At 34.3% G+C, this 19,673-nt stretch carries 19 protein-coding genes and 1 pseudogene; 9 read left to right on the forward strand and 11 right to left on the reverse strand.

From position 1 onward, the window contains the following. Positions 1-3: 3 nt before the first annotated feature. The 3 genes from HGO49_RS02335 to HGO49_RS02345 are packed head-to-tail and all read right to left on the reverse strand — an operon-like array spanning position 4 to position 5,287. Positions 4-2,586: a TrbL/VirB6 family protein gene (locus HGO49_RS02335; protein WP_017532094.1), complete on the reverse strand. Its 2,583-nt coding sequence runs from the start codon at positions 2,584-2,586 to the stop codon at positions 4-6. Next, a complete protein-coding gene (locus HGO49_RS02340) occupies positions 2,579-4,984 on the reverse strand; it encodes a VirB4 family type IV secretion/conjugal transfer ATPase (RefSeq protein WP_017532093.1) in 2,406 nt (801 codons plus the stop codon). Before HGO49_RS02340 ends, HGO49_RS02335 begins: the two co-directional genes overlap by 8 nt. 9 nt (positions 4,985-4,993) lie before the next feature. Continuing rightward, positions 4,994-5,287 carry a type IV secretion system protein VirB3 gene (locus tag HGO49_RS02345; RefSeq protein ID WP_017532092.1) on the reverse strand — a complete coding sequence of 98 codons (294 nt, stop codon included), beginning with the start codon at positions 5,285-5,287 and terminating at the stop codon, positions 4,994-4,996. Positions 5,288-5,352: 65 nt separating this feature from the next. On the opposite strand from HGO49_RS02345, the gene HGO49_RS02350 reads away from it, so the two are divergent. Then, a complete protein-coding gene (locus tag HGO49_RS02350) occupies positions 5,353-6,930 on the forward strand; it encodes a lysine--tRNA ligase (protein WP_040754692.1) in 1,578 nt (525 codons plus the stop codon). 222 nt (positions 6,931-7,152) lie between these two features. Here HGO49_RS02350 and HGO49_RS02355 read toward each other — a convergent pair. Then, positions 7,153-8,012: pseudogene (locus tag HGO49_RS02355) on the reverse strand (IS982 family transposase). 102 nt (positions 8,013-8,114) lie between these two features. Here HGO49_RS02355 and HGO49_RS02360 point away from each other — a divergent pair. From HGO49_RS02360 to HGO49_RS02370, 3 genes are all read left to right on the forward strand, one after another. Then, a complete protein-coding gene (locus HGO49_RS02360; protein ID WP_172758392.1) occupies positions 8,115-8,453 on the forward strand; it encodes a hypothetical protein in 339 nt (112 codons plus the stop codon). Between the two features lie 120 nt (positions 8,454-8,573). Next, complete coding sequence (locus HGO49_RS02365; RefSeq protein ID WP_172758391.1) at positions 8,574-8,768, forward strand: hypothetical protein; 195 nt, start codon at positions 8,574-8,576, stop codon at positions 8,766-8,768. A 157-nt stretch (positions 8,769-8,925) separates the two neighbouring features. Further along, entirely contained in the window at positions 8,926-9,312 is a 387-nt protein-coding gene (locus HGO49_RS02370) for a hypothetical protein (RefSeq protein WP_172758390.1), read from the forward strand. A 454-nt stretch (positions 9,313-9,766) separates the two neighbouring features. On the opposite strand, the gene HGO49_RS02375 is transcribed toward HGO49_RS02370, so the two are convergent. The 5 genes from HGO49_RS02375 to HGO49_RS02395 all read right to left on the reverse strand — a co-directional run bounded on the left by HGO49_RS02375 (position 9,767) and on the right by HGO49_RS02395 (position 13,613). Beyond that, positions 9,767-10,855: an ankyrin repeat domain-containing protein gene (locus HGO49_RS02375; RefSeq protein WP_219620928.1), complete on the reverse strand. Its 1,089-nt coding sequence runs from the start codon at positions 10,853-10,855 to the stop codon at positions 9,767-9,769. Beyond that, complete coding sequence (locus tag HGO49_RS02380; protein WP_017532135.1) at positions 10,852-11,001, reverse strand: hypothetical protein; 150 nt, start codon at positions 10,999-11,001, stop codon at positions 10,852-10,854. The genes HGO49_RS02375 and HGO49_RS02380 overlap by 4 nt, the downstream gene beginning before the upstream one ends. Positions 11,002-11,188: 187 nt before the next feature. Then, complete coding sequence (locus HGO49_RS02385; protein ID WP_007302033.1) at positions 11,189-11,767, reverse strand: RlmE family RNA methyltransferase; 579 nt, start codon at positions 11,765-11,767, stop codon at positions 11,189-11,191. A gap of 75 nt (positions 11,768-11,842) precedes the next feature. Next, positions 11,843-12,352: a PopZ family protein gene (locus tag HGO49_RS02390; RefSeq protein WP_017532136.1), complete on the reverse strand. Its 510-nt coding sequence runs from the start codon at positions 12,350-12,352 to the stop codon at positions 11,843-11,845. 10 nt (positions 12,353-12,362) lie between these two features. After that, a complete protein-coding gene (locus tag HGO49_RS02395) occupies positions 12,363-13,613 on the reverse strand; it encodes a TolC family protein (protein WP_017532137.1) in 1,251 nt (416 codons plus the stop codon). 104 nt (positions 13,614-13,717) lie between these two features. Here HGO49_RS02395 and rplM point away from each other — a divergent pair, with 104 nt between their 5' ends. From rplM to HGO49_RS02410, 3 genes are all read left to right on the forward strand, one after another. Beyond that, the gene (gene rplM, locus HGO49_RS02400; protein ID WP_017532138.1) at positions 13,718-14,176 is read left to right on the forward strand and encodes a 50S ribosomal protein L13; all 459 of its coding nucleotides are present in this window, start codon (positions 13,718-13,720) and stop codon (positions 14,174-14,176) included. Beyond that, positions 14,176-14,625: a 30S ribosomal protein S9 gene (gene rpsI, locus HGO49_RS02405; RefSeq protein ID WP_010402504.1), complete on the forward strand. Its 450-nt coding sequence runs from the start codon at positions 14,176-14,178 to the stop codon at positions 14,623-14,625. Before rplM ends, rpsI begins: the two co-directional genes overlap by 1 nt. A gap of 145 nt (positions 14,626-14,770) precedes the next feature. Then, positions 14,771-15,073, forward strand: a complete 303-nt coding sequence (locus HGO49_RS02410) for an HU family DNA-binding protein (RefSeq protein ID WP_017532139.1) — start codon at positions 14,771-14,773, stop codon at positions 15,071-15,073. A gap of 1 nt (position 15,074) precedes the next feature. Here the strand turns inward: HGO49_RS02410 and HGO49_RS02415 are convergent, their stop codons facing one another. Beyond that, positions 15,075-15,782 (reverse strand): pyridoxine 5'-phosphate synthase, encoded by a 708-nt coding sequence (locus HGO49_RS02415; RefSeq protein ID WP_017532140.1) that lies wholly within the window; start codon positions 15,780-15,782, stop codon positions 15,075-15,077. 372 nt (positions 15,783-16,154) lie between these two features. Here HGO49_RS02415 and HGO49_RS02420 point away from each other — a divergent pair, with 372 nt between their 5' ends. After that, on the forward strand, positions 16,155-16,610 hold the full coding sequence (locus HGO49_RS02420) for an Hsp20/alpha crystallin family protein (protein ID WP_017532141.1): 456 nt from the start codon (positions 16,155-16,157) through the stop codon (positions 16,608-16,610). An 843-nt stretch (positions 16,611-17,453) separates the two neighbouring features. Here the strand turns inward: HGO49_RS02420 and gltX are convergent. Further along, positions 17,454-18,806: a glutamate--tRNA ligase gene (gltX, locus tag HGO49_RS02425; protein WP_017532143.1), complete on the reverse strand. Its 1,353-nt coding sequence runs from the start codon at positions 18,804-18,806 to the stop codon at positions 17,454-17,456. Positions 18,807-18,957: 151 nt separating this feature from the next. On the opposite strand from gltX, the gene HGO49_RS02430 reads away from it, so the two are divergent. Beyond that, positions 18,958-19,635 carry a hypothetical protein gene (locus tag HGO49_RS02430; RefSeq protein ID WP_017532144.1) on the forward strand — a complete coding sequence of 226 codons (678 nt, stop codon included), beginning with the start codon at positions 18,958-18,960 and terminating at the stop codon, positions 19,633-19,635. Positions 19,636-19,673 lie beyond the last annotated feature (38 nt).

A 19,673-nucleotide genomic window follows, 5' to 3' on the forward strand; every position in this document is an offset into this window, starting at 1 on the left:
CGCTCACTCTCCACCTGATTTTATAGATTCACTAGAGGAAGATCCCGATCCCTTATTATCATCTCCACCTCCTCCAATAGCCCCTCTTGCCTTATTTACAGCCGCAGCAGCAACTTGACCAGCACCTCCAGCAGCAGCTTTGGCAGCAGATAAAGCTTTATTCACCATTTGTGCAGGAGTGCTACCTGAACCAAGTGCTGCTCTGTGATTACCAGCAAGCTCAGCAGCCATGCCAGGAAGAACGTTTAAAAAGTGGTAAAAGAGGAATAATACTAAACACAATTTTAATAATTCTCCGATTAGAGAGCTGCCAAACTCCATGTATGTAAAGTCGAATAGACCAAGTATGCTGCTCTTTTTAAAGCTATAATTTTGCATCATACATGCGAGAGTAGTTTCATTTTTATCACATTCCCCATCTTTCAATTTAAACCACTGTTTTTTCTTGCTATATGAGATTTCTGCTTGTTTCTTTTCATATGACTTGTCCGGTTGTTCATTTTTATATAACTCGTCCGGTTTAAAATTTAAATTTTTAAAATAGATTTTATCACATGCTATGAACATAAAAGATAGAAATGCAAAGAGGATAACTGGGTATAAACTGTAGGTAATTAACTCTTTTAGCCAACCATCAAAATATCCTTTAGTATGTTGAAACAAAACCATAGGAATGAATAAAGGCGATAAGATGATAATTACACTAAGCGCAACTAAAGATAAGATAAATACATAGCACATCCATAAAATAACCATCATCATCAAAATGGCCATAAATATACAGACAAGAGCTACTAAGATCTGTCCACCAGCGAAAATAATACCAATCACCGAACCTGCAACTAACAAGACAGGAGCAGCGCCAAGCAAAACCGCTAAAGTTGCAACACCTCCAGTACCAATTTTGCCACCAATTCCATCTAAAGGGGCACCTAAATAAAATAAAATTCTGCAATCAAGCCTATCCCAAGGTGCAAGATAACTGTAGGATACCTTCTGCCCTGCACGATCGTATTCATAATCTTTACCTTCCTCATAATTACATATATTTTTACTCTCAGATGAAGCTTTAAGCACTATTTCTGATAAGCCGTTCGAAAGTTTTGTTAATTCCCCGTAATAATGAGACATAGTGCTACCTGTCGTAAAGTAAATCACTAAAGCGAATTTAATGATCAACATGTACATTTCTTGCGGACTACGCACTCCACCAGACATAACTTTTATAGAGAACAATATCAAAGCTAAAATTAAGATAGCAGTAACAGTGTTCTTCAGTCTTTTTTGTGCTACAGACAAAAAACTACCCTTAGCATGTCCATTTTTGTCTGTAAGTAAGTTACCACTTGAATCAATACCTGCCACTAAATTATCTAACGACTCCTTAATACATTGCACTATCATAGAAGTTATAGGAATAGGAGATAATGACTTACTTCCCGCTTGATTGTAGCAAGCTTCAGAGACATACGAGCTAAAACAGCTTTTATTGTCATAACCTACAAAAATTTTTCCCTCTCCTTTCTTTTCCCTTATAATAGTTTTGTAATCTTTGTCCTTATTTTTAGAATTATTAAGATCTTCCTTATATTCACCTGTACCATCTTTATTTTTGAATATCATCACAGATTTTTCACACATAGGAGCAAGTGGGTCAGGTGGCAATCCTGTGCATCCTATATCAATTCCTTGCGGCCAAGCAGTTCCAGCTGCCCTAACTTCAGCCAATTCCACACATAATCTGCCCATTTTTTTCACTGCTTTGAACGTTGATCCATGTATAGTTTCGCTCTGTCCAGATTTAAGCACTTTACATTCTAGATCGCCATCAACCTTCGGAGACCATGACCCACTTTCATATCCAGTATCTTTCTCTCTGATATCAAAGTCTATGTATCCATCTTCCCCTCTGAAATTAAAGTCATTCGTCTTGAAAAGATTGCCAAATGTTAAAGGATTGCGATGACATACTTCTATGTATTCACTATATTGCACCCCATTTTTTGGCCAGTAGTAGTGTTCCCTATCAACATTCACAACATCCCAATCAGTAAAGTTTAAAATATCTTTCTCTGTTTGTTTTCCATCTTTTCCTGATCTTTTCTGTAATGCAGAAAAATATTCATCTTCTGTTCGATAATTTTTATCTGTATCACCACTATAACCTGTATCTTTTAGTTTAAAATTTTTATATCTCCCATCATTATCGTATGCAACTGGATGCCTAACAAAACTATGCTGACAAACAATAAGTCCCCCAACTGCCTTCCAGACTCCAACAATTGCAGCTATCATTCCAACGATAACAAGAGCAGTAAATAAACCAGCAGAAGAGACAATCAAAACAATACCAGTAAATATTGCACCAATAGCAATTGCTATCCCAGCAACTGCTGCAGATGTTTCAAACGCCTTACAGTCAGGATTAGAGGCGCGGCTAAAGCTACCAGTAGAATTAAATCTGCTAACAAATTCCGTTTTGTCAGTACCACTTACTGTATCTGCAAACACTGGATATGAGAGCAAAAAATCTATATTTAACAAAAATATCGCAACTAACAGTAATGACAGTTTAGTTTTAAACATTTTTCACCTTTTGATAAAACACAGGCAACCACATCTTTGGATCATCTCCGACTTCTTTCAGTATATCATGTAACAATAGGACACTTTCTGCACGTCCAGATAACACGTTGACCACGTCATCCAAATCTTTCAGATCTATTCTAGCTACTACAGCATTAACTCCCTGCTTTACTAAAAAGAATCTAGTACTTGGATCTGTGTGTTTGATCAGTATGTACTCACGTTCAGTTAACATAAAAACATCTCGATAGACACTAGTAGCTTTCAGATTTGGCAAAAAAATTTGTGTTGCTGTCTGCTGTACAAGTGTATCACTAATAGCACTTTTACTTGCATCTTCAACACTCTGAGTAGCAAAAATCACAAAAGCATTTAACTTTCTCAGCACTTTCAACCAGTCTTTTATCTTAGGTGCAAAAACTGGATTATCTATTAACGCCCATGCTTCATCAAGAACAATAATAGATGGAGTACCATCAAGCGATATACTAATCCTATGAAACAAATAAATCAAGACCGGCCCAAGAGCAATAGGATCTTTTAGCAAGCTAGCCATTTCAAAGCCAAACACTCTTGCTTTTGAAAAATCTAGCAAATCTTCTTTATTGTCAAATATTGCAGCATGAGAGCCATCATCATGCCACATAGATATTGCTCCAGCTAGAGTATCAGGGCCCGCAAGTCCTAAAAATGGTACAAGATTTCTCAAAAATCTGTCTTCTTTTTTTAATTTAAAATTTCCCTCAATTGCATCATTAATTCTAGCAATATCTTCTGAAGTGAATTTATCGTTGTACACTAAAATTAAAGATTTTATCCATTCCATCAAAAATGTTTTATTATCAGGAGTATCGTCAAGTTGCAGAGGATTAAAATTTGTCTTAGTTCTTGGTTCTATTATAGTATAGATACCACCAAGTGCTCTTAAAAAAATTTCTGCACCGCGGTCTTTATCAAAAAAGAATATTCTTGGAGAAAATTTCATTGCTTGAGCACATAAAAAATTCATTAAAACAGTTTTGCCAGCACCTGTTGGCCCAATTATCATAGTATGTCCAACATCCCTTATATGAAAGTTGAAGAAAAATGGAGTGCCAGATGTTGTATCAAAAACTGTAACAGCATCTCCCCAGTGGTTATTGAATTTTTTACCAGTAGGATAATTATGTTGAGATGCAAAACCGGCCAAATTAAGACTACTTATTGTACCTTTTCTTACTATATAATCAAAATTACCAGGAATTTGCGCCCAAAATGCTGGTTCTAGATTAACCCTCTCACGAACAGGATAAACACCACAATTAGAAAGCTCCGATTCAACCAATGATAAAGCATTGTCCAATGATTTAGGGCTTTTTTCTATACATAAGATAGTTAAATGGTGTTCACCAAACGCAATTTTACCACTCATTGCATCATCAAGCGCATGAGAAATTTCTGCTATTTGAGAAATAGCTTTATCTGCAGATTGTATCATACGATTTTGCTGTATCTGCATTTTCGCAATTGCCATTTGCCTATTTGTAAATTGAAAAGACTGCGTGATAATAAATTCATAAGGAAGTTGTAAAAAAGAATCAAGCATTCCTGCGGAAGTATTATTTCCATATTCTTTGATACTAACTATTCCAGCATATTTACTTTCATTATGAGTCACAACCTGTATCATCTTATGGCCAAAAAATAACCTATGAACTGGTAAGTATCTTGATATTTCAGTTTTTAGTGGAAAAAGCGTATTTGTAACAAAGCCACAATTTACAATTCTAGACAGAAACTCCATTATTTCACAAAACAGCCCGTTTGGAGTTTCTTTTACTCCAAGGACTTTAGGCGAATAATTCCTAAGGCTTGTTACTATACGATTTGTCGTTTCCTCTAAATCTTCATAGGTATCACGCATATCACTTTCCCAAGCATGTTTTGAAGTTACATGCCCAAATTTTTTCAGTAGATGTGATAAAAATTCTACTCCTTTTGTGTCTGCCCTACGAATAATCGTAATGTATAAATCATTAATAAAAGATTGCCTAGTTGCGTGTTTTTCTCTCCATTTTAGATTTACATGGTTAGCAAAAAAATTTGGTAAGCTCTGGTTTGCAAATTCATCAGAAAAGATATTCTTCTTACGCCTGATGATATGAAAGTACAAACTAAATGCTGGAGATGAAATGCTTCTTAGCATCTGATTTCTGATATTATTTTGTATCACCAAGTCTTCATCATCGGCCGTTTCAAACGCAAAGCCATTTAATTTTATAAATTTAACTAACCAATTCTGCTTTGTTATCAAGGTTGTACTATTCCAATAGCAAGAATAAGGTATAAATTCGGCAGCGTGAACCTCTCTACTTAGAATAGATTTATTCTTTGATTGAATAGCTCTAAATCTCAACATTGCATAACATCAAGTAATGTCATAAGAATTGGCTCCATGATAAAACCGATTTAAACATTTGGAACATTTTCCCAACTTTACCATAAATAACTCAATAAACAACGGTTCCTTTGCAGAAGCTATATAACCAAGTCCGTGTACCCCAAATAACATCAAGAAAGTTCTAAGATCATTTGTATTAATGAAAATTAGCATGCAAATCAGAACATTTAATATTGCAAACATATAACTCACACCAAAAAGCATCGCGGGTCTTGTAAGACCTTTAAATAATTGATCCGTTTGTATATTACCTGTGGACATACCCTTGATCTTCTAATTAATAGCTCTAACACTAATACTACATCATTAATTAAAAATCTATTGAAATGAATAGCACTTTAGGTAAGATAACCAATTTAACTCTAACGATGACAAACTGGCCATTTCAAGAAGCAGAAAAAATACTACAAGAATTCCCTAATAAAAAAGAGATAACATTTGAGACTGGATATGGGCCGTCAGGTTTGCCACATATTGGTACTTTTGGGGAAGTTTTTCGTACCACAGTTATTGCAAACGCTCTAAAAAAAATAGCTCCTAGTATAAAAACCAAAATCATTGCAGTTTCCGACGATATGGATGGTTTGCGAAAAATACCAGATAATGTACCAAATCAGGAAATGCTAAGAGAGAATCTGAACAAGCCATTAACCATGATACCTGACCCATTTGGCACTCATGAGAGTTATGGTCATCACATGAATTCGTTGTTGTGTAAATTTCTTGATTTGTTTGGATTTGAATACGAATTTAGGAGTGCAACAGAGTGTTATAAATCTGGCGTTTACGATGAAAAACTTTTACTCTTGCTGAAAAATTATGATAAAGTGATGGAAGTAATGCTTCCATCATTTCGGGAAGAAAGGCAGCAGACTTACAGTCCATTCTTGCCGATATGCCCAAAAACTTCCCAAGTTTTACAAGTTCCAGTAATTGAAACAAATACAGATAAAGGAACAATCACGTATGAAGACCCAAACGGGGAAAAAATAGAAGTTCCAGTGACTAAAGGAAAATGTAAACTGCAATGGAAACCTGATTGGGGGATGAGGTGGGCTGCATTCGGAGTTAATTACGAAGCTCATGGAAAGGATTTGACTCCATCTGCTGTGCTTTCAAGTCAAATATGTAAAATACTTGGAGAAAAGCCACCGCTTTTGTTTTGCTATGAGTTATTTCTTGATAAAGAAGGAAAGAAGATATCAAAATCAAAAGGAAATGGTATTTCAATTGAGGAGTGGCTAACTTATGCACCCACAGAGAGTTTAGCGTTATACATCTTTCAGAGTCCTAAAAAAGCTAAACGTTTACATTTTGATGTGATACCAAAATCAACTGATGAATATTTGGAGTTTGTTAAGCGCTATAATGAAAGTAAAGAAAAGGATGTAAACAGTCCTGTATGGCACATCCATCAAGGTAAAGTTCCAAACGTAGAAACTTCAGGCATAAATTTTTCGTTACTTTTAAACCTGGCAGCAGCTTGTAATGCTGAAAATAAAGAGATTCTTTGGGGTTTTATATCAACTTATGCACCAAACGTTACACCAGAAAGCAACAAAATGCTAGATAGGCTTTCGGATTTTGCAGTTAGGTATTATCACGACTTTATCAAGCCAACAAAAGCGTATAAAGCTTCAAACGAAAAAGAGAAAGAAGCGTTACTAGATTTAAAGAACAACCTACATTCCCTGCCTATTACAGCCACTGCTGAAGAGATTCAATCTCAGGTTTTCTCCATCGGAAAAAAACATAATTACAATAACTTACGCGATTGGTTTCAGTTTTTATATGAAACATTACTTGGACAAAAAACCGGTCCTAGAATGGGATCTTTTATCAAGCTTTATGGGATAGATAATACAATCTCTCTTATAGAAAGTGCTACTGAACGTACACTTTAGAGTTTACCTTCTTCCATTTGAGCTCTCTAGTTTTATTACTTGACAAACCTTCCCACTTTCCCTTGTTATATCAATAAGAGTATTTATACTTGTTTTTGGGCTCAACGACAAAATTCAGTAAAAAACTCAGATATTTATTGGCAAATTACACAAAAATTATAGCGGCTTTTTTTATTTTTTCTACATTCAGCCAAAACGCGCTTTAAAAACCCCAGTTGCGGATTAATCAATACAGTAAAATGTAGAAATAGAGGGCTTTTTAGGCTTCATAGAATATGAAACTAATGTGGAAAAGATGTGCACCAAGAAATTTATTGGAGACCTGTGTCTTGAATGCTCAAGATCAAGTCTGTTTTTGAGGTAACCAAAAACTGTTTCAATAATCGACCTTTTTCTTAAAAAAATCTTTTCTTCAAGAAGCATTAATGTATTTTTCATACCTTTTTTTACTTTGGTAACGAGTTTTATTCCTCTATCGAAGAGTTTTGCAAAGAGCTCTTTCTTTATATAGCCCTTATCACCAAACAAAAGACCAGTCAGTTTTTCAGTTAATTTTGGTACTGGTTTTCTGTCGTCAACGTTACCTTTAGTCATTGTAACTCCTTGAATTTCACCTTTTTCATTAATTACCATATGCAATTTAAAACCCAAAAACCAGCCATATGTAGTCTTTCCAAGCTTTGCCAATCCTTTGAAAACTTTGTTTCTTGAGATTCTTTTTGGATGGCAAACAGCGATAGAAGTTGCATCTATGTACGAAATTCCGGTCATTTTTGACTGCTCACAAAGCCACTTTAACAAGAGCACTAAATACCTTTTAGCCTAATAAATCTACTATATGTTGGCAAATTTTGAAACTCAGATCCATGTAGTGCTTTCAAATAATATGTATAGAAAGATTTAAAGTCCTCACATCTAGATTGTTGATAAAGTAAAATTATAGTAAGAATTTCAGAATGCGTAATCCCTGGCGTTCTGGTAGGTTTTTTACTGTTTGGCAGGAGTTTTTCTGCGAAATTTTTGTTTATAGCCTTGCAAAAATCGTCTACAAAGCAAAATAATTCTGTTACATTTTTATTCATGGGTAACCTCTCTATTTTTTGATAATATGTTTCCGGAGTTTACCCTATTTTCCCGGCTTTTTCACTGACTTCTAATCCCCAACTGGGGTTATACAAAAGGATTTGTATAATAAATTTATCGATAGTTTCGGGGGACTAGGAAAAGGTGGCCCCGGAGGATTTATCAATCAAATAGCATCGCAATACCGTGAGAATCCTTATCAGCAGTTTGTCAGCAATCAAATGAATACCGCACTTGGTAACAACTTGCGTGCCAGCGGACTTGATCGCTCAAGCTATGGTCTTTCTAAAGTTGCAAGTTTAAACTCTGATCTTGCTTCTAAAGGTTTAAATGACTTTATCAGTTCGTCTCTAGGGGGAATGCAGAGTCTGCATGGTCTTGGTGCGCAGAGGTCAGAACTTAGGTGGTGGCTACACTTCCTATGGAAAATCGATAAATGATCGCTGGCTAGCTATTAATCAGATGTTAGGTGAGGGTATTGGTAGGAATTTAGTTTAACTATTATATCAGTATTAATACTGATATGCTAGAATTGTATTAATTTTTTTAAGGAGAATGTTATGTCATACCTTCCAATAGTACCTAAATTTCTAGAAGATAAAAATGATCTAGTAACATCAGGTAATTTAGTACGCATTCTGAAGCGAATCGAGAAAAATTTAGAAACATTCGATAGTAGGATCAAAGACCTGGAAAGTTTTAATAATGTGGAACAAGAATTCTCTTCTTCAACAGAATATTTCGGATTGTTTTAGGCAGATATAGTTAAGAACTTGGTTTAGCAACTCGAAAGTTGCTAAACCTAATATACTGCTCATGCGGTAGCAACTATATGTAAAAACGTTGGAAAGTTCAAGACAAAAAGACCTAGATTTATGCCGCAAAGACTTTGGTTTCTTTGCGTTTCAAGGCATGCTACGAGTATTTAACATTCGGCTTAATTTAAAGAGGGAGAATGGTAGCAAGAACTATCTGTGGCTGCTGTTTAGCAGTGTTAATCGCTTGGTGTTTGAAAAAGCGCACAGTCAGTGGTGGAACATACCGCCTAGATGCGCTAAGACGACGCTTGGGTTCATCTTTCATGTAGCTTTTGCCCTTGGTAATAATTCCAGAGCAAAATTTATGTACATCACTCATCAAAGGGATTTAATGCGTGAGAAGATGAACGAACTGCACATTGTCCTTGAGTCTCCATTCTACAGACAAGTTTTTCCCAACGTGAAAATAGTTGGGCGCAGAAGTACAAGAGTGATCAGAACCAAGGAAGGCGGTTTTGTTAATGGCTTTTCAATTTTTTGATAATATGTTTCCGGAGTTTACCCTATTTTCCTGGCTTTTTCACTGACTTCTAATCCGCAACTGGGGTTTTAAATAAGCGTTAGCACATTATTACAACGCCAATTTACATTATTATAGGGTCAAAACTCGCTATACGGGGATTCTTTTGTCTTTTTTTTATTCAGTAAATTTCTTAATATTTATAACTAAAGTAATTTTAGAGAGCCAGCACGTGACCAATCTGGTCAGTTTTCTGAATCCCAGTACTGGGATGACAAGAAGAGAGCTGACTTGAATGACACCAAATGGACACTGGGACAGAGGCTACTTTAATAATATTTCACCATGTCATTCCAGCACTTGATGCTGGAATCCAGAAGTTTTTTTGAGCACAAAAGTTATGCTAAGTTTTTCTTGGTAAGAAACCAGTGTCAGCTACTTGAAAAGGAAGAAGAGACTTCTTCCTTCTACTTAACTACACTGTTACACTTGACTGTGAAGAAACTTCTGATTGTACAGCAACTCCATTTAGCTTCTGACCAGGACTTGACTTTGCTTTTGCAATAGCCTCCTTTAACTCATCACAAGGCTTATACACTTCATATATAATACCACCAGCAACAAGTCCTGTGAGTACAGTAGCAGCCACAGCTATCCCAGCCATAGCACCTACTGATAATGACACACCAATAAAATATGCAGAAGTAACTACTATAGCAGCTACAATAGATGTAATAATAAATATATAAACACCACAGATTATTCCTCTCATAATCGCGTCTTCAGTAGCCATTTCTGCTAGATTTTTGTTATAACGACCTTTTACTAAAGGATCAGCACCTGCTTTTAATAGAGCTCTTACTATCTTGTGATGACTCTTATCAGCAGCAACGTACAAAGGAGTCCGTCCAAGCAATTTATCTGGCAAATCAATATCGTTAGGCCCCTTAGCTAATATAGCCTCTACTATCCCAATTTTGCCTTTCTCAGCAGCAAGATATAAAGGAGTTTGTTCACTTTTATCTCGCAAATTAACATCTATACCTTGTGCTGCTAATAGAGCGTTTACTATATTTTCGTTACCTTTTTCAATAGCCAAATGTAAAGGAGTGCTTTTACTTTTATCTCGCAAATTAACATCTATACCTTGTGCTGCTAATAGAGCGTTTACTATATTTTCGTTACCTTTTTCAATAGCCAAATGTAAAGGAGTGCTTTTACTTTTATCTCGCAAATTAACATCTATACCTTGTGCTGCTAATAGAGCGTTTACTATATTTTCGTTACCTTTTTCAATAGCCAAATGTAAAGGAGTGCTTTCACTTTTATCTCGCAAATTAACATCAGCCCCCTTATTTAATAGAGCTTCTACTATTTTTTCGTTACCTTTTTCAATAGCCAAATGTAAAAGGGTTCTGTTAAATTGATATTGGAAATTAACATTTATTCCGTCTACTGCTAATAGAGCTTTTACTACATTTTCTTGATTATCTATAAATGCTGCATGTAATAATGTTAATTCTTTTTTGTTATAATCATTATTTTTACTAAATTCATAATTTATATTAAATTTTTCCCCCTTCCATTCTTCATAAGTAGATGAGCTTCTTTTTTTATTTGCTCTTTTATTTTTTCAACTATGTTATTACCATTCAAATCATTTTCACGATTTACTATACTTAATATCTGTTTCAACAATGCTAAATACATATCAAACTCTCCTATAAAAATAGGAATATACTTTAATTATTATATATTTTGGTAATAAAGTCAAGAATTTAATAATTATACCTAGGTATCATAAACAAGAAAAAGAGGCTTTTGTACGAGCGTTATTAATCTTCAGTTTTATAAGGAATAAGGAACCAAGATTCGTCAACGTTTCTGTAAGTAACTGCTATACAGAATAGTTGCCACCAATAAAGCCTAAGCTGACCAAATACATTTCTGTAGATTCAGATCTACTTGACTTTGGTTTGAAGTATCTTACTGTTTTGAACATTTTTTTTAGCTCATTGCAGAAATCTTTATCAGATTCTCCTTGAAAAATTTTTACTACGAACTTGCCATCATGATTCAAAAAATGCTTTGCAAAATTGAGCGCTGCTTCGCATAAAAGCATAATTCTGATATGATCTAACGATTTTAAACCGCAAGATTCTGGTGCCATATCAGATAAAATTACATCAAATTTGTGATCCTTGAATTTTTCTCTTAAAATTTCAAGTTCGCTGATAATATCACACTGTATACACTCTACTCCACTAATTGCGTTTATTGGTTTTATGTCAACAGCAATCACACTCGCTCCTTTCTTAGATGCAACTTGTGACCACCCACCAGGAAAAGCGCCAAGATCAATAATTTTTTGCCCTTGTTGGAGTAGTTTAAATTTATCGTCTATTTCTATTAACTTATATGCCGAGCGCGATCTATAACCGTCCTTATTGGTTTTTTGCACATACTGATCATTCAAATGGCGATGTAGCCATCTTGTTGAAGATAACTTTCTACCTCTAGCTGTTTTTACTCTGGTCTTTATACTAATAACCTACTTATTATTGATTATATCTTTGAGCTCTTTTTCAACTACTTCTTTTACCAATGCATGTAGATACTTATTCAGCCACTCTGAAAGCTGAGGTTTTAAAAGAGATACAATTAATTCTTCAACAGTAAGATCCGCTCTTTTTTGTTGTTTATGCCGTAGTTCGCTTTGCATCTTTTCAAGCAATGTTTTAATTTCCTCCATATTTTCTTTTAAAACTAAATGCTCTTTACTTTGTTCTTGATAGCTCACTTTGTTACTACTCATTTGGATATTATCATACAAATTTTTCTCTTCTGAGTTGTAACTATTAAATTGGTTATTCATTTTCTCACTTTGGCAATTATTCTCTTCTTCGCTATTTTCTTTTTCTTCGATATCTTCTGGGTACTCTTCTTCAAGGCACAGTACATCATCCTCTATTACTTCTGCTTTATCACCACTTGCATTTTTACCCGATATAGCTTTTTTTATATCTTCTAGTATATCTTTTACAGATTGATTATCGCTCATACCATTAAATTTAAAGGTTTATACTATTTATCATAAAAAGCAAGTTGTAAACACTAATTACATAATTGCTTTTTGCCTGAATTAGATCGGAACGTGCTTTAAATAATTCATCTTCAGTATCCAAAAGATCAGTTGTACTCTTTAAATGCAAGTTTACTTCTTGCTCAACTCCTTCTAATGCTAAAGCTGCCGCTTTTTCTGCTTCTTGACTTGCTTTAATAATAGCTTTTGCTGTCAGCACGTTATTCCAAGCATTTATAACTGCTTGTTCTATATTTTTTACTGCTTCGTAATAATCGTAAGTGGATTGTTTTGCATCCATTTTAGCTCTACTGACACCAAAGGTATTAACTCCTCTTTTAAAGATCGGAATATCAAGAGTAAAGACAACACTCGCATTCTCTAGTAACGTGTCTAATTTTATATTGTCCTTTCCAAAATTTTTACTTGCGCTTAGATTCAAAGAAGGAAGCCATTTGGAAGTTTCAGCAATCACTTCCATTCCAGCAGCCCTTTTTTTATAAATTGCTGCTTTTAGGGATAAGTTATTGGTTTTTGCTAACTGTAAACATTCATTTAATTCTGGTATAGAAGGTAGTTTACCATTAGTCTCATAAAGATTATCGGCATCTTCACCAATTAAATGATAGTAAGCAATATTAGCCAGCTTCAACTCACCTTCAGCATCAACTCTTTTGGATATAGAAGATGAAAATTTTGCTTTTGCGAATAAAACTTCAGCATTAGTAACTTCTCCAAGGGAAAAGCGTTTTTTCATAGCTGACAAATGCTCTAAAGAAACACGCTCTTTATGTTCTCTCAGTTTTAATATTTCTACCTTTTGTAAAACATTAACATATGCTTTCACAGCGCTGAGTGCAACTTCTTGCTTAGATTGCTGAAATCTAATTTTTGCTGCTTTAAGAAGGTGATTTGATCGGCTGAGTGTAGCAAAAGTGCCGCCACCATCTATTATTCTTTGACTTAATGTTAGACGTTTTCCAGAGTTTTGTAGATTGTTAATAATATTAAAATTACTATCGAAATTATATTGTAAATTAATGTCAGGTAAAAACCCAGCCAATCCAGAAGACTTAAGCTGCTTTTCAGCGCTCTTATATTGGTAAAATTGAGACTTTATTTTTGAGCTGTTTTTGATAGCTTTGCTTATAGCTTCTTCCAAATCGATTGCACAGCAACCTATAGTACCAAAAGCAATTACAAATATAATAATCAATCGAAACATTTTGCTTTCTAGCATGTTATTTAAGTTATTAGCATAAATTACTTTAATAATCAATAACTAATGTTGTTGACATTATCAAGCAACTTAGTATATCATAATCTACTGTTATGTATTGATATATGAAAACTTTTTTCTTAAAAGAGAAACAAATTGATAAAAAATGGCTTGTTATAGATGCAGAAGGATTAGTAGTAGGAAGGCTTGCAGCATTTGTAGCAATGCTATTGCGTGGAAAACATAAACCTGAATATACACCTCATATGGACTGTGGTGATAATGTAATCATTGTTAATGCAGAAAAGGTACATTTTACCGGAAAGAAACTTAAAGATAAAATCTACTATAGGCATACAGGTTATTCTGGTGGTTTAAAGAAAACTACTCCAGATAATATTTTAAATGGCAAATTCCCTGAGCGTGTGATAAAAATGGCAGTAAAAAGAATGCTTGATGATGGTCCTATGGCACGTAGGCGGTTTGAAAATTTGTATGTTTATTCTGGTTCAGAACATAAGCATCAAGGACAGCAACCTGAAAAAATAGATTTTGCCTCTTTAAATCGTAAAAATAAGAAATAATGGAGCAAAAAGTGAAAATAAATAATAATGATCAGCCAAAAAAGGCAATGATTGACTCACTTGGTCGTTCATATGCCACAGGTCGAAGGAAAGAATCTGTAGCAAGAGTATGGATAAAGCCAGGAAGTGGAAAATTTAGTGTTAATAAAAAAGATGATTTAATTTCTTATTTTAAAAGAGAATCAGTGTGTCAAATGATTAAAGCGCCATTCATAGTAACTTCTATGTTAGATAGGTATGATGTGTTTGCAACTGTAAAAGGTGGAGGACTATCTGGCCAAGCAGGTGCCTTAGCTCATGGAATAAGCAGAGCTCTAAGTAGTATAAGTCAAGATCTACACTCTATATTACGTAAGGGTGGATTCCTAACTAGAGATTCACGTGTTGTTGAGCGTAAGAAATATGGTCAACATAAAGCTCGGAAAAAATGTCAGTTTTCTAAGAGATAATTGTTTCATAATGGTATTTTTTTGTAAATATTATACAAGTTCTTACAAGGGTTTATGACATTTTCTCTTTTTATGACGAATTTAGTTGACTATTGGCATTAGCATAATATGCTGTTTATGTAATTTTTCAATATTAAGGTAATTTATGAGTAAAGAAGATATAGTAACCCAACTGAGTAAAGAGTGCTCTAGTCAAGGTATAGATATAACAAAAGCTAGTTTGAGTAAGATTCATGATATTTTTATGGAAACAATCAAGGACGATCTAAATCGTAAAGGTGAAATACGTTTGCATGGAATAGGGACATTCTCTACTGCTATAAGTAAGGAAAGACAATGCCGTAATCCTCAAAATGGTGAGATTATGACCGTTCCTGAAAAGAAAAGAGTAAGGTTTAAAGCAAGTCAAGCTCTTTCAAGTACTTTAAATACCAAAGAGAAAGTATAAGCTACTTAGATATTGTGATTTTCATCTTTTTAGTTACACTATGTAAGCCATGAAATATAGCCTCGGTGATTAAAGAATGGCCTATATTAAGAGCTGAGATGTGAGGTATCTCTTTTATTCTTTTAGCATGTTTATAATTTATGCCATGACCTGCGTGGCATTCTATTCCTAGCTTATTAATGTATTCTGCAGAGTTAGTAATAAGTTTTAATTTTTCTTCTGATGGATTATCACAGTAATCCCCTGTGTGAATTTCTATTATGTCAGGCTTTCTTTCTAGCTTCTCAAGATATTTTAGTTGATTAATATTTGGATCAATAAACAGTGAGACTTTTATGTCAGAGCTATGCATTTCCTCTATTATACCAGAAAGTTTACTGTGCATATTCACGATATCCAAGCCACCTTCGGTTGTTAATTCTTCTCTTTTTTCTGGTACTATACAAATCGAATAGGGTTTTACTTCTTTTGCTATTTTGAGCATTTCTTCCGTAGCTGCGATTTCAAGATTTAACTCAGTGCTAATGTCTTGTTTTAGATTGAATACATCCTCATCTCTGATATGCCTTCTGTCTTCTCGTAAGTGTACGGTGATAAAATCTGCTCCAGCATCAATAGCTATTTTTGCTGCTTTTAATGGATCTGGATAAGAAGCTCCACGTGCGTTGCGAAGGGTTGCAACGTGATCAATATTAACGCCCAATTTCACAATTTACCTCAAAAATTATTTATAAATTATACATATTATTAGATCTTATGCATGTCATTGTTTAATGCCATAGCTGAAAGACGGAGCTAGCAGTTATACCAATTCTCATTATTGGCAAGTCAAATAAGAAACATTCAAAATTGTTTGATTGTGGAAGTGGAAAGAGAAGTAATAAATTTGCATACACTTGCCCTTTTTTACAGTTAATCTAGTTTATAGAACTACTCGTGTTAATCCAAACAAGATTTTTTCTCATAATCAAGTTATAGTAAACGGGGAAAATTTTTCGCATCTAAAAAATTTTAGATTTAGGATTGAAATTAATAAGTGGAGTGATTATGTAGTTCATGTATTAGTAAAAGGAGGTACAACATGAGTAATATAGTTCATTTAAATAAAAACAATAATCGTGATAATTTTAGTGTAAGAGGGTTACAAAGAGCCGTTGATGACATATTTGATAGCTTTTTTACAGGATGGAACCCAGAGCTTTCCAAAAGAGGCAGTAGTCTACTACCAGTTTGTGATTTTTATGAAACAAAGGAAAGCTATTGCCTATCATTAGAGTTACCAGGTATTCCTAAAGAAAGCATAGACATTAGTATATCTGGCGATAACTTAATAGTGAAGGGTGAAAAAACATGTAATAATGAATCAAAAGATAAGCAGTTTTACCATAAAGAAAGGTACTATGGTTCTTTCTATAGATCTATTCAACTTCCAACAAATGTAGAGCAAGATAAGGTATCTGCCAACTTTTTAGATGGGGTATTGCATGTAACCATACCTAAATCAGAGAAACACATCAAGAAAATTGATGTAAAGTAATCAGTAAGTAATAGCAGGCTTGAGGCTTGCTATTTTAATATCTGTTCAGCAGAGTGGCAAAATAAGGTAAACGAGAAAAGACAACTAAATGAGTGTCATGAAAGTAGCTGATGCTGGCTCCCTTATGAAGGTGTCATCTTAGCACCCAGACACTGATTTTTTAATTGAAAATGTTGTCTTGTTTGTGATAAATTTTGCTCGATGCCAGTGTCGAGCACTGGCATGACATTATAGAAGCTGGAATTACAGTACTTGAATGACAATATTTGCTGTGTAATTTACCTTAAAAAATGAATATTCCTACAACTACGTGTAAGCTACTTTCATGACACTCATTTAGTTGTCTTTTTTGCCACTTTACTGAACAGATATGTAAAATATTAACTTAGCAATACAAAAAATTATCTATAGATTAGACACACCATTAGATCTTATGCATAGTCATTTTTTAATTCCATAGCTGAGACGGAGCCTGCTCCCCTTATCATGAAACTGAAGTCTATATGGTACCACAGTATAATGATATAATAAAATATGAAAAAAATACCAATAAAAAAAAGGCAAAAAAAGCCCGTATTAACTTTAACAATTTAAAATGATTTAATGTGAAAACCATAGGCGCCAATTGTTTTTTTAACTTAAAAATAAAAGTCAAGTATCAGGAATTCTAGACATAAACCCTCCTATATGAATAAAGAGCTAGCAAAAATAAACTTATATATTTTTTGCTGAAATTTGATTATTTGGTGAAAAAACCTGCAGGTGAAGATAGATTTTGGATCCTAAAAAATCTTCATTCTCCACTATAATGAAGCTACTAGAGTCTGTCAAGCAATTTTTTATTTAAATTGCTTGCAATCTTTTTATACACTCATCTTTACCAAGAATTACCATGATATCGATGATTCCAGGCGCATCCATTATTCCAGTTATTGGAGCGCGTAATGAGTGGTATATATCGCTCATTTTTATATTATGTAATTTTGAAAATTCCTTAATCTGAGAAGATAAAAAATTCTTATTCCAATCTTCACTACCTACACTCGAAAGAAATGATGCAAGTAACTTAATTACATTGAGGTTAGATTTGACAATTTGCTGAGCTTCTTCACTAAAATCAACTTGAATATAAAATTTTGCTAAGTCCAATAATTCGGTCAAATAGTTTGCTCTTTTTTTCAGCTCTGTCAGTCCCTGCAGTAAATAGCTCTTTTTTTTGTCAGTTAGAGTATTTTCTCTAAGCATTAGAGTCAGAATATCTTCATTGCTCATATTACTAATATAGTGGTTATTCAAATGCTCCAGTTTTTTGAAATCGAGCCGTGCAGGTGAGCGACCGATGCTTTCTAAATTAAACCACTCTATTGCTTGCTCATCGCTAATAATCTCATCGTTGCCATGACTCCAGCCAAGTCTTAGCAAGTAATTACGCATTGCCTGTGGCAATATTCCCATCTTTTCATAATCGCAAACACTTGTTGCACCATGCCTTTTAGATAACTTATTCCCGTCTTCTCCATGAATAAGCGGTACGTGTGCAAAGCGTGGGACATCAAAATCAAGAGCTTGGTATATTAGTAATTGCTTGAAGGTATTAGTGAGATGATCAGAGCCACGTATAATATCGGTTATTCCAGCATCATGGTCATCAACCACTACAGCAAAAATATATGTTGGAGTATTGTCAGAGCGCAAGATTACTATGTCATCAAGCTGGTCGCTACTTATTGTAACTTGGCCGTATATTTTATCGTCAACAACAATATCTTCTGAGTCTGGCACTTTGAAGCGAACAACAGGCTCTGCATTTGATGTTGAATGAGTACACTTATGCTTATATATTTTTCCTTCTTCCCTTGCTCTTATTTTCTTCTCCGCAACTTCATTCTCGGGGCAGTAACAATGATACGCCCTACCCTTTTCAACTAAAAGATTTGCAACTTCAATATGTCTAGCTATTCTTCTCGATTGGTATATTATTTCTCCATCATAGTTTATTCCAAGCCATTTTAACCCATCTATTATTGCATCAATTGCTTCCTGTGTTGAACGTTTTCTGTCGGTATCCTCAATCCTTAGCAAAAACTCCCCACCATGACGCTTTGCATAGAGCCAATTAAATAACGCAGTACGAGCTCCTCCAATATGTAAAAATCCTGTTGGTGATGGAGCGAATCTAGTGACTATACCTGGCATATTTGTCTATTGTGATAACGTAACCGATGATAACTAAAATTTGTACTTGCAACAACGTGGAACTATAGTAAATTTGAAAGATCAATTTACATTTATTTTTAACAAACTGCATTGTATAATTTAATATTAGTGAATGCAGTGAGGTGTATATATGGATAATTTATTTGAAATTGCAAGAGGAGTTGTAAAAGAAGAGGATGAAAATAAATTTATTGAAGCTTGCAGGAAAAGAGTTGCTTGTGTAGCTAAGCATAGAATTGATGAAAATGGAAACCCATTTCATATAGCAGCAAGTAAAGGGTTTCTATTATCTGCGTTACAGGGGATCATAAAGTATTTAGAAAAAGATACTGAGAGCAAAGTCAAGAAAGCAAAAGAAGCTAAAGATTGGGAAAAAGTAAAAAGATTAGAAAAGGAATTTAAGAATAACAAGAAATATATTAAGGAAGCACTCCTCGATAAAAGCTATATTAAGGATGAAGGGAAGAAGGCAGTATCACCCCTTTATTTCTTGGACCCTGCAGAGCGGAAAGAAGTTAAGCAAATTGCAGATATAAAATGTGGCTTTATATGTAATAAGAAGTTTCATATATGCTTATATATAGTAGGAGCTATAGTGTGTGCTACCGCTATGTGTGTATCTTTGTATCTTCTATTTTCGGCTTCTCAATCTCTTGCATTGGCTTCAATAGCAACAATAGCTTCTGGAGGATCTTCATATCTGTTATTTAAGGCATGTAATGAAGTATATGGCCTCTATAACGAAAGTACTATAGTGACAGATCCTGATGTTATGCAACTTTTAGATAGTGGTTTAGCCCCAGTGTGAAGTATTTGCAGGTAGTAATATAGAAATTTACTTTCTTA

The organism is Wolbachia endosymbiont of Diaphorina citri (genome assembly GCF_013096535.2).
Classification (GTDB): domain Bacteria; phylum Pseudomonadota; class Alphaproteobacteria; order Rickettsiales; family Anaplasmataceae; genus Wolbachia.

Bases quoted from the DNA above. Each gene is read 5' to 3' on its own strand.
- HGO49_RS02335 (WP_017532094.1), bottom strand. From the start codon at position 2,586: ATGTTTAAAACTAAACTGTCATTACTGTTAGTTGCGATATTTTTGTTA.
- HGO49_RS02340 (WP_017532093.1), bottom strand. From the start codon at position 4,984: ATGTTGAGATTTAGAGCTATTCAATCAAAGAATAAATCTATTCTAAGT.
- HGO49_RS02345 (WP_017532092.1), bottom strand. From the start codon at position 5,287: ATGTCCACAGGTAATATACAAACGGATCAATTATTTAAAGGTCTTACA.
- HGO49_RS02350 (WP_040754692.1), top strand. From the start codon at position 5,353: ATGAATAGCACTTTAGGTAAGATAACCAATTTAACTCTAACGATGACA.
- HGO49_RS02365 (WP_172758391.1), top strand. From the start codon at position 8,574: ATGTCATACCTTCCAATAGTACCTAAATTTCTAGAAGATAAAAATGAT.
- HGO49_RS02370 (WP_172758390.1), top strand. From the start codon at position 8,926: ATGCTACGAGTATTTAACATTCGGCTTAATTTAAAGAGGGAGAATGGT.
- HGO49_RS02380 (WP_017532135.1), bottom strand. From the start codon at position 11,001: ATGTATTTAGCATTGTTGAAACAGATATTAAGTATAGTAAATCGTGAA.
- HGO49_RS02390 (WP_017532136.1), bottom strand. From the start codon at position 12,352: ATGAGCGATAATCAATCTGTAAAAGATATACTAGAAGATATAAAAAAA.
- HGO49_RS02395 (WP_017532137.1), bottom strand. From the start codon at position 13,613: ATGCTAGAAAGCAAAATGTTTCGATTGATTATTATATTTGTAATTGCT.
- rplM (WP_017532138.1), top strand. From the start codon at position 13,718: ATGAAAACTTTTTTCTTAAAAGAGAAACAAATTGATAAAAAATGGCTT.
- rpsI (WP_010402504.1), top strand. From the start codon at position 14,176: ATGGAGCAAAAAGTGAAAATAAATAATAATGATCAGCCAAAAAAGGCA.
- HGO49_RS02410 (WP_017532139.1), top strand. From the start codon at position 14,771: ATGAGTAAAGAAGATATAGTAACCCAACTGAGTAAAGAGTGCTCTAGT.
- HGO49_RS02420 (WP_017532141.1), top strand. From the start codon at position 16,155: ATGAGTAATATAGTTCATTTAAATAAAAACAATAATCGTGATAATTTT.
- gltX (WP_017532143.1), bottom strand. From the start codon at position 18,806: ATGCCAGGTATAGTCACTAGATTCGCTCCATCACCAACAGGATTTTTA.
- HGO49_RS02430 (WP_017532144.1), top strand. From the start codon at position 18,958: ATGGATAATTTATTTGAAATTGCAAGAGGAGTTGTAAAAGAAGAGGAT.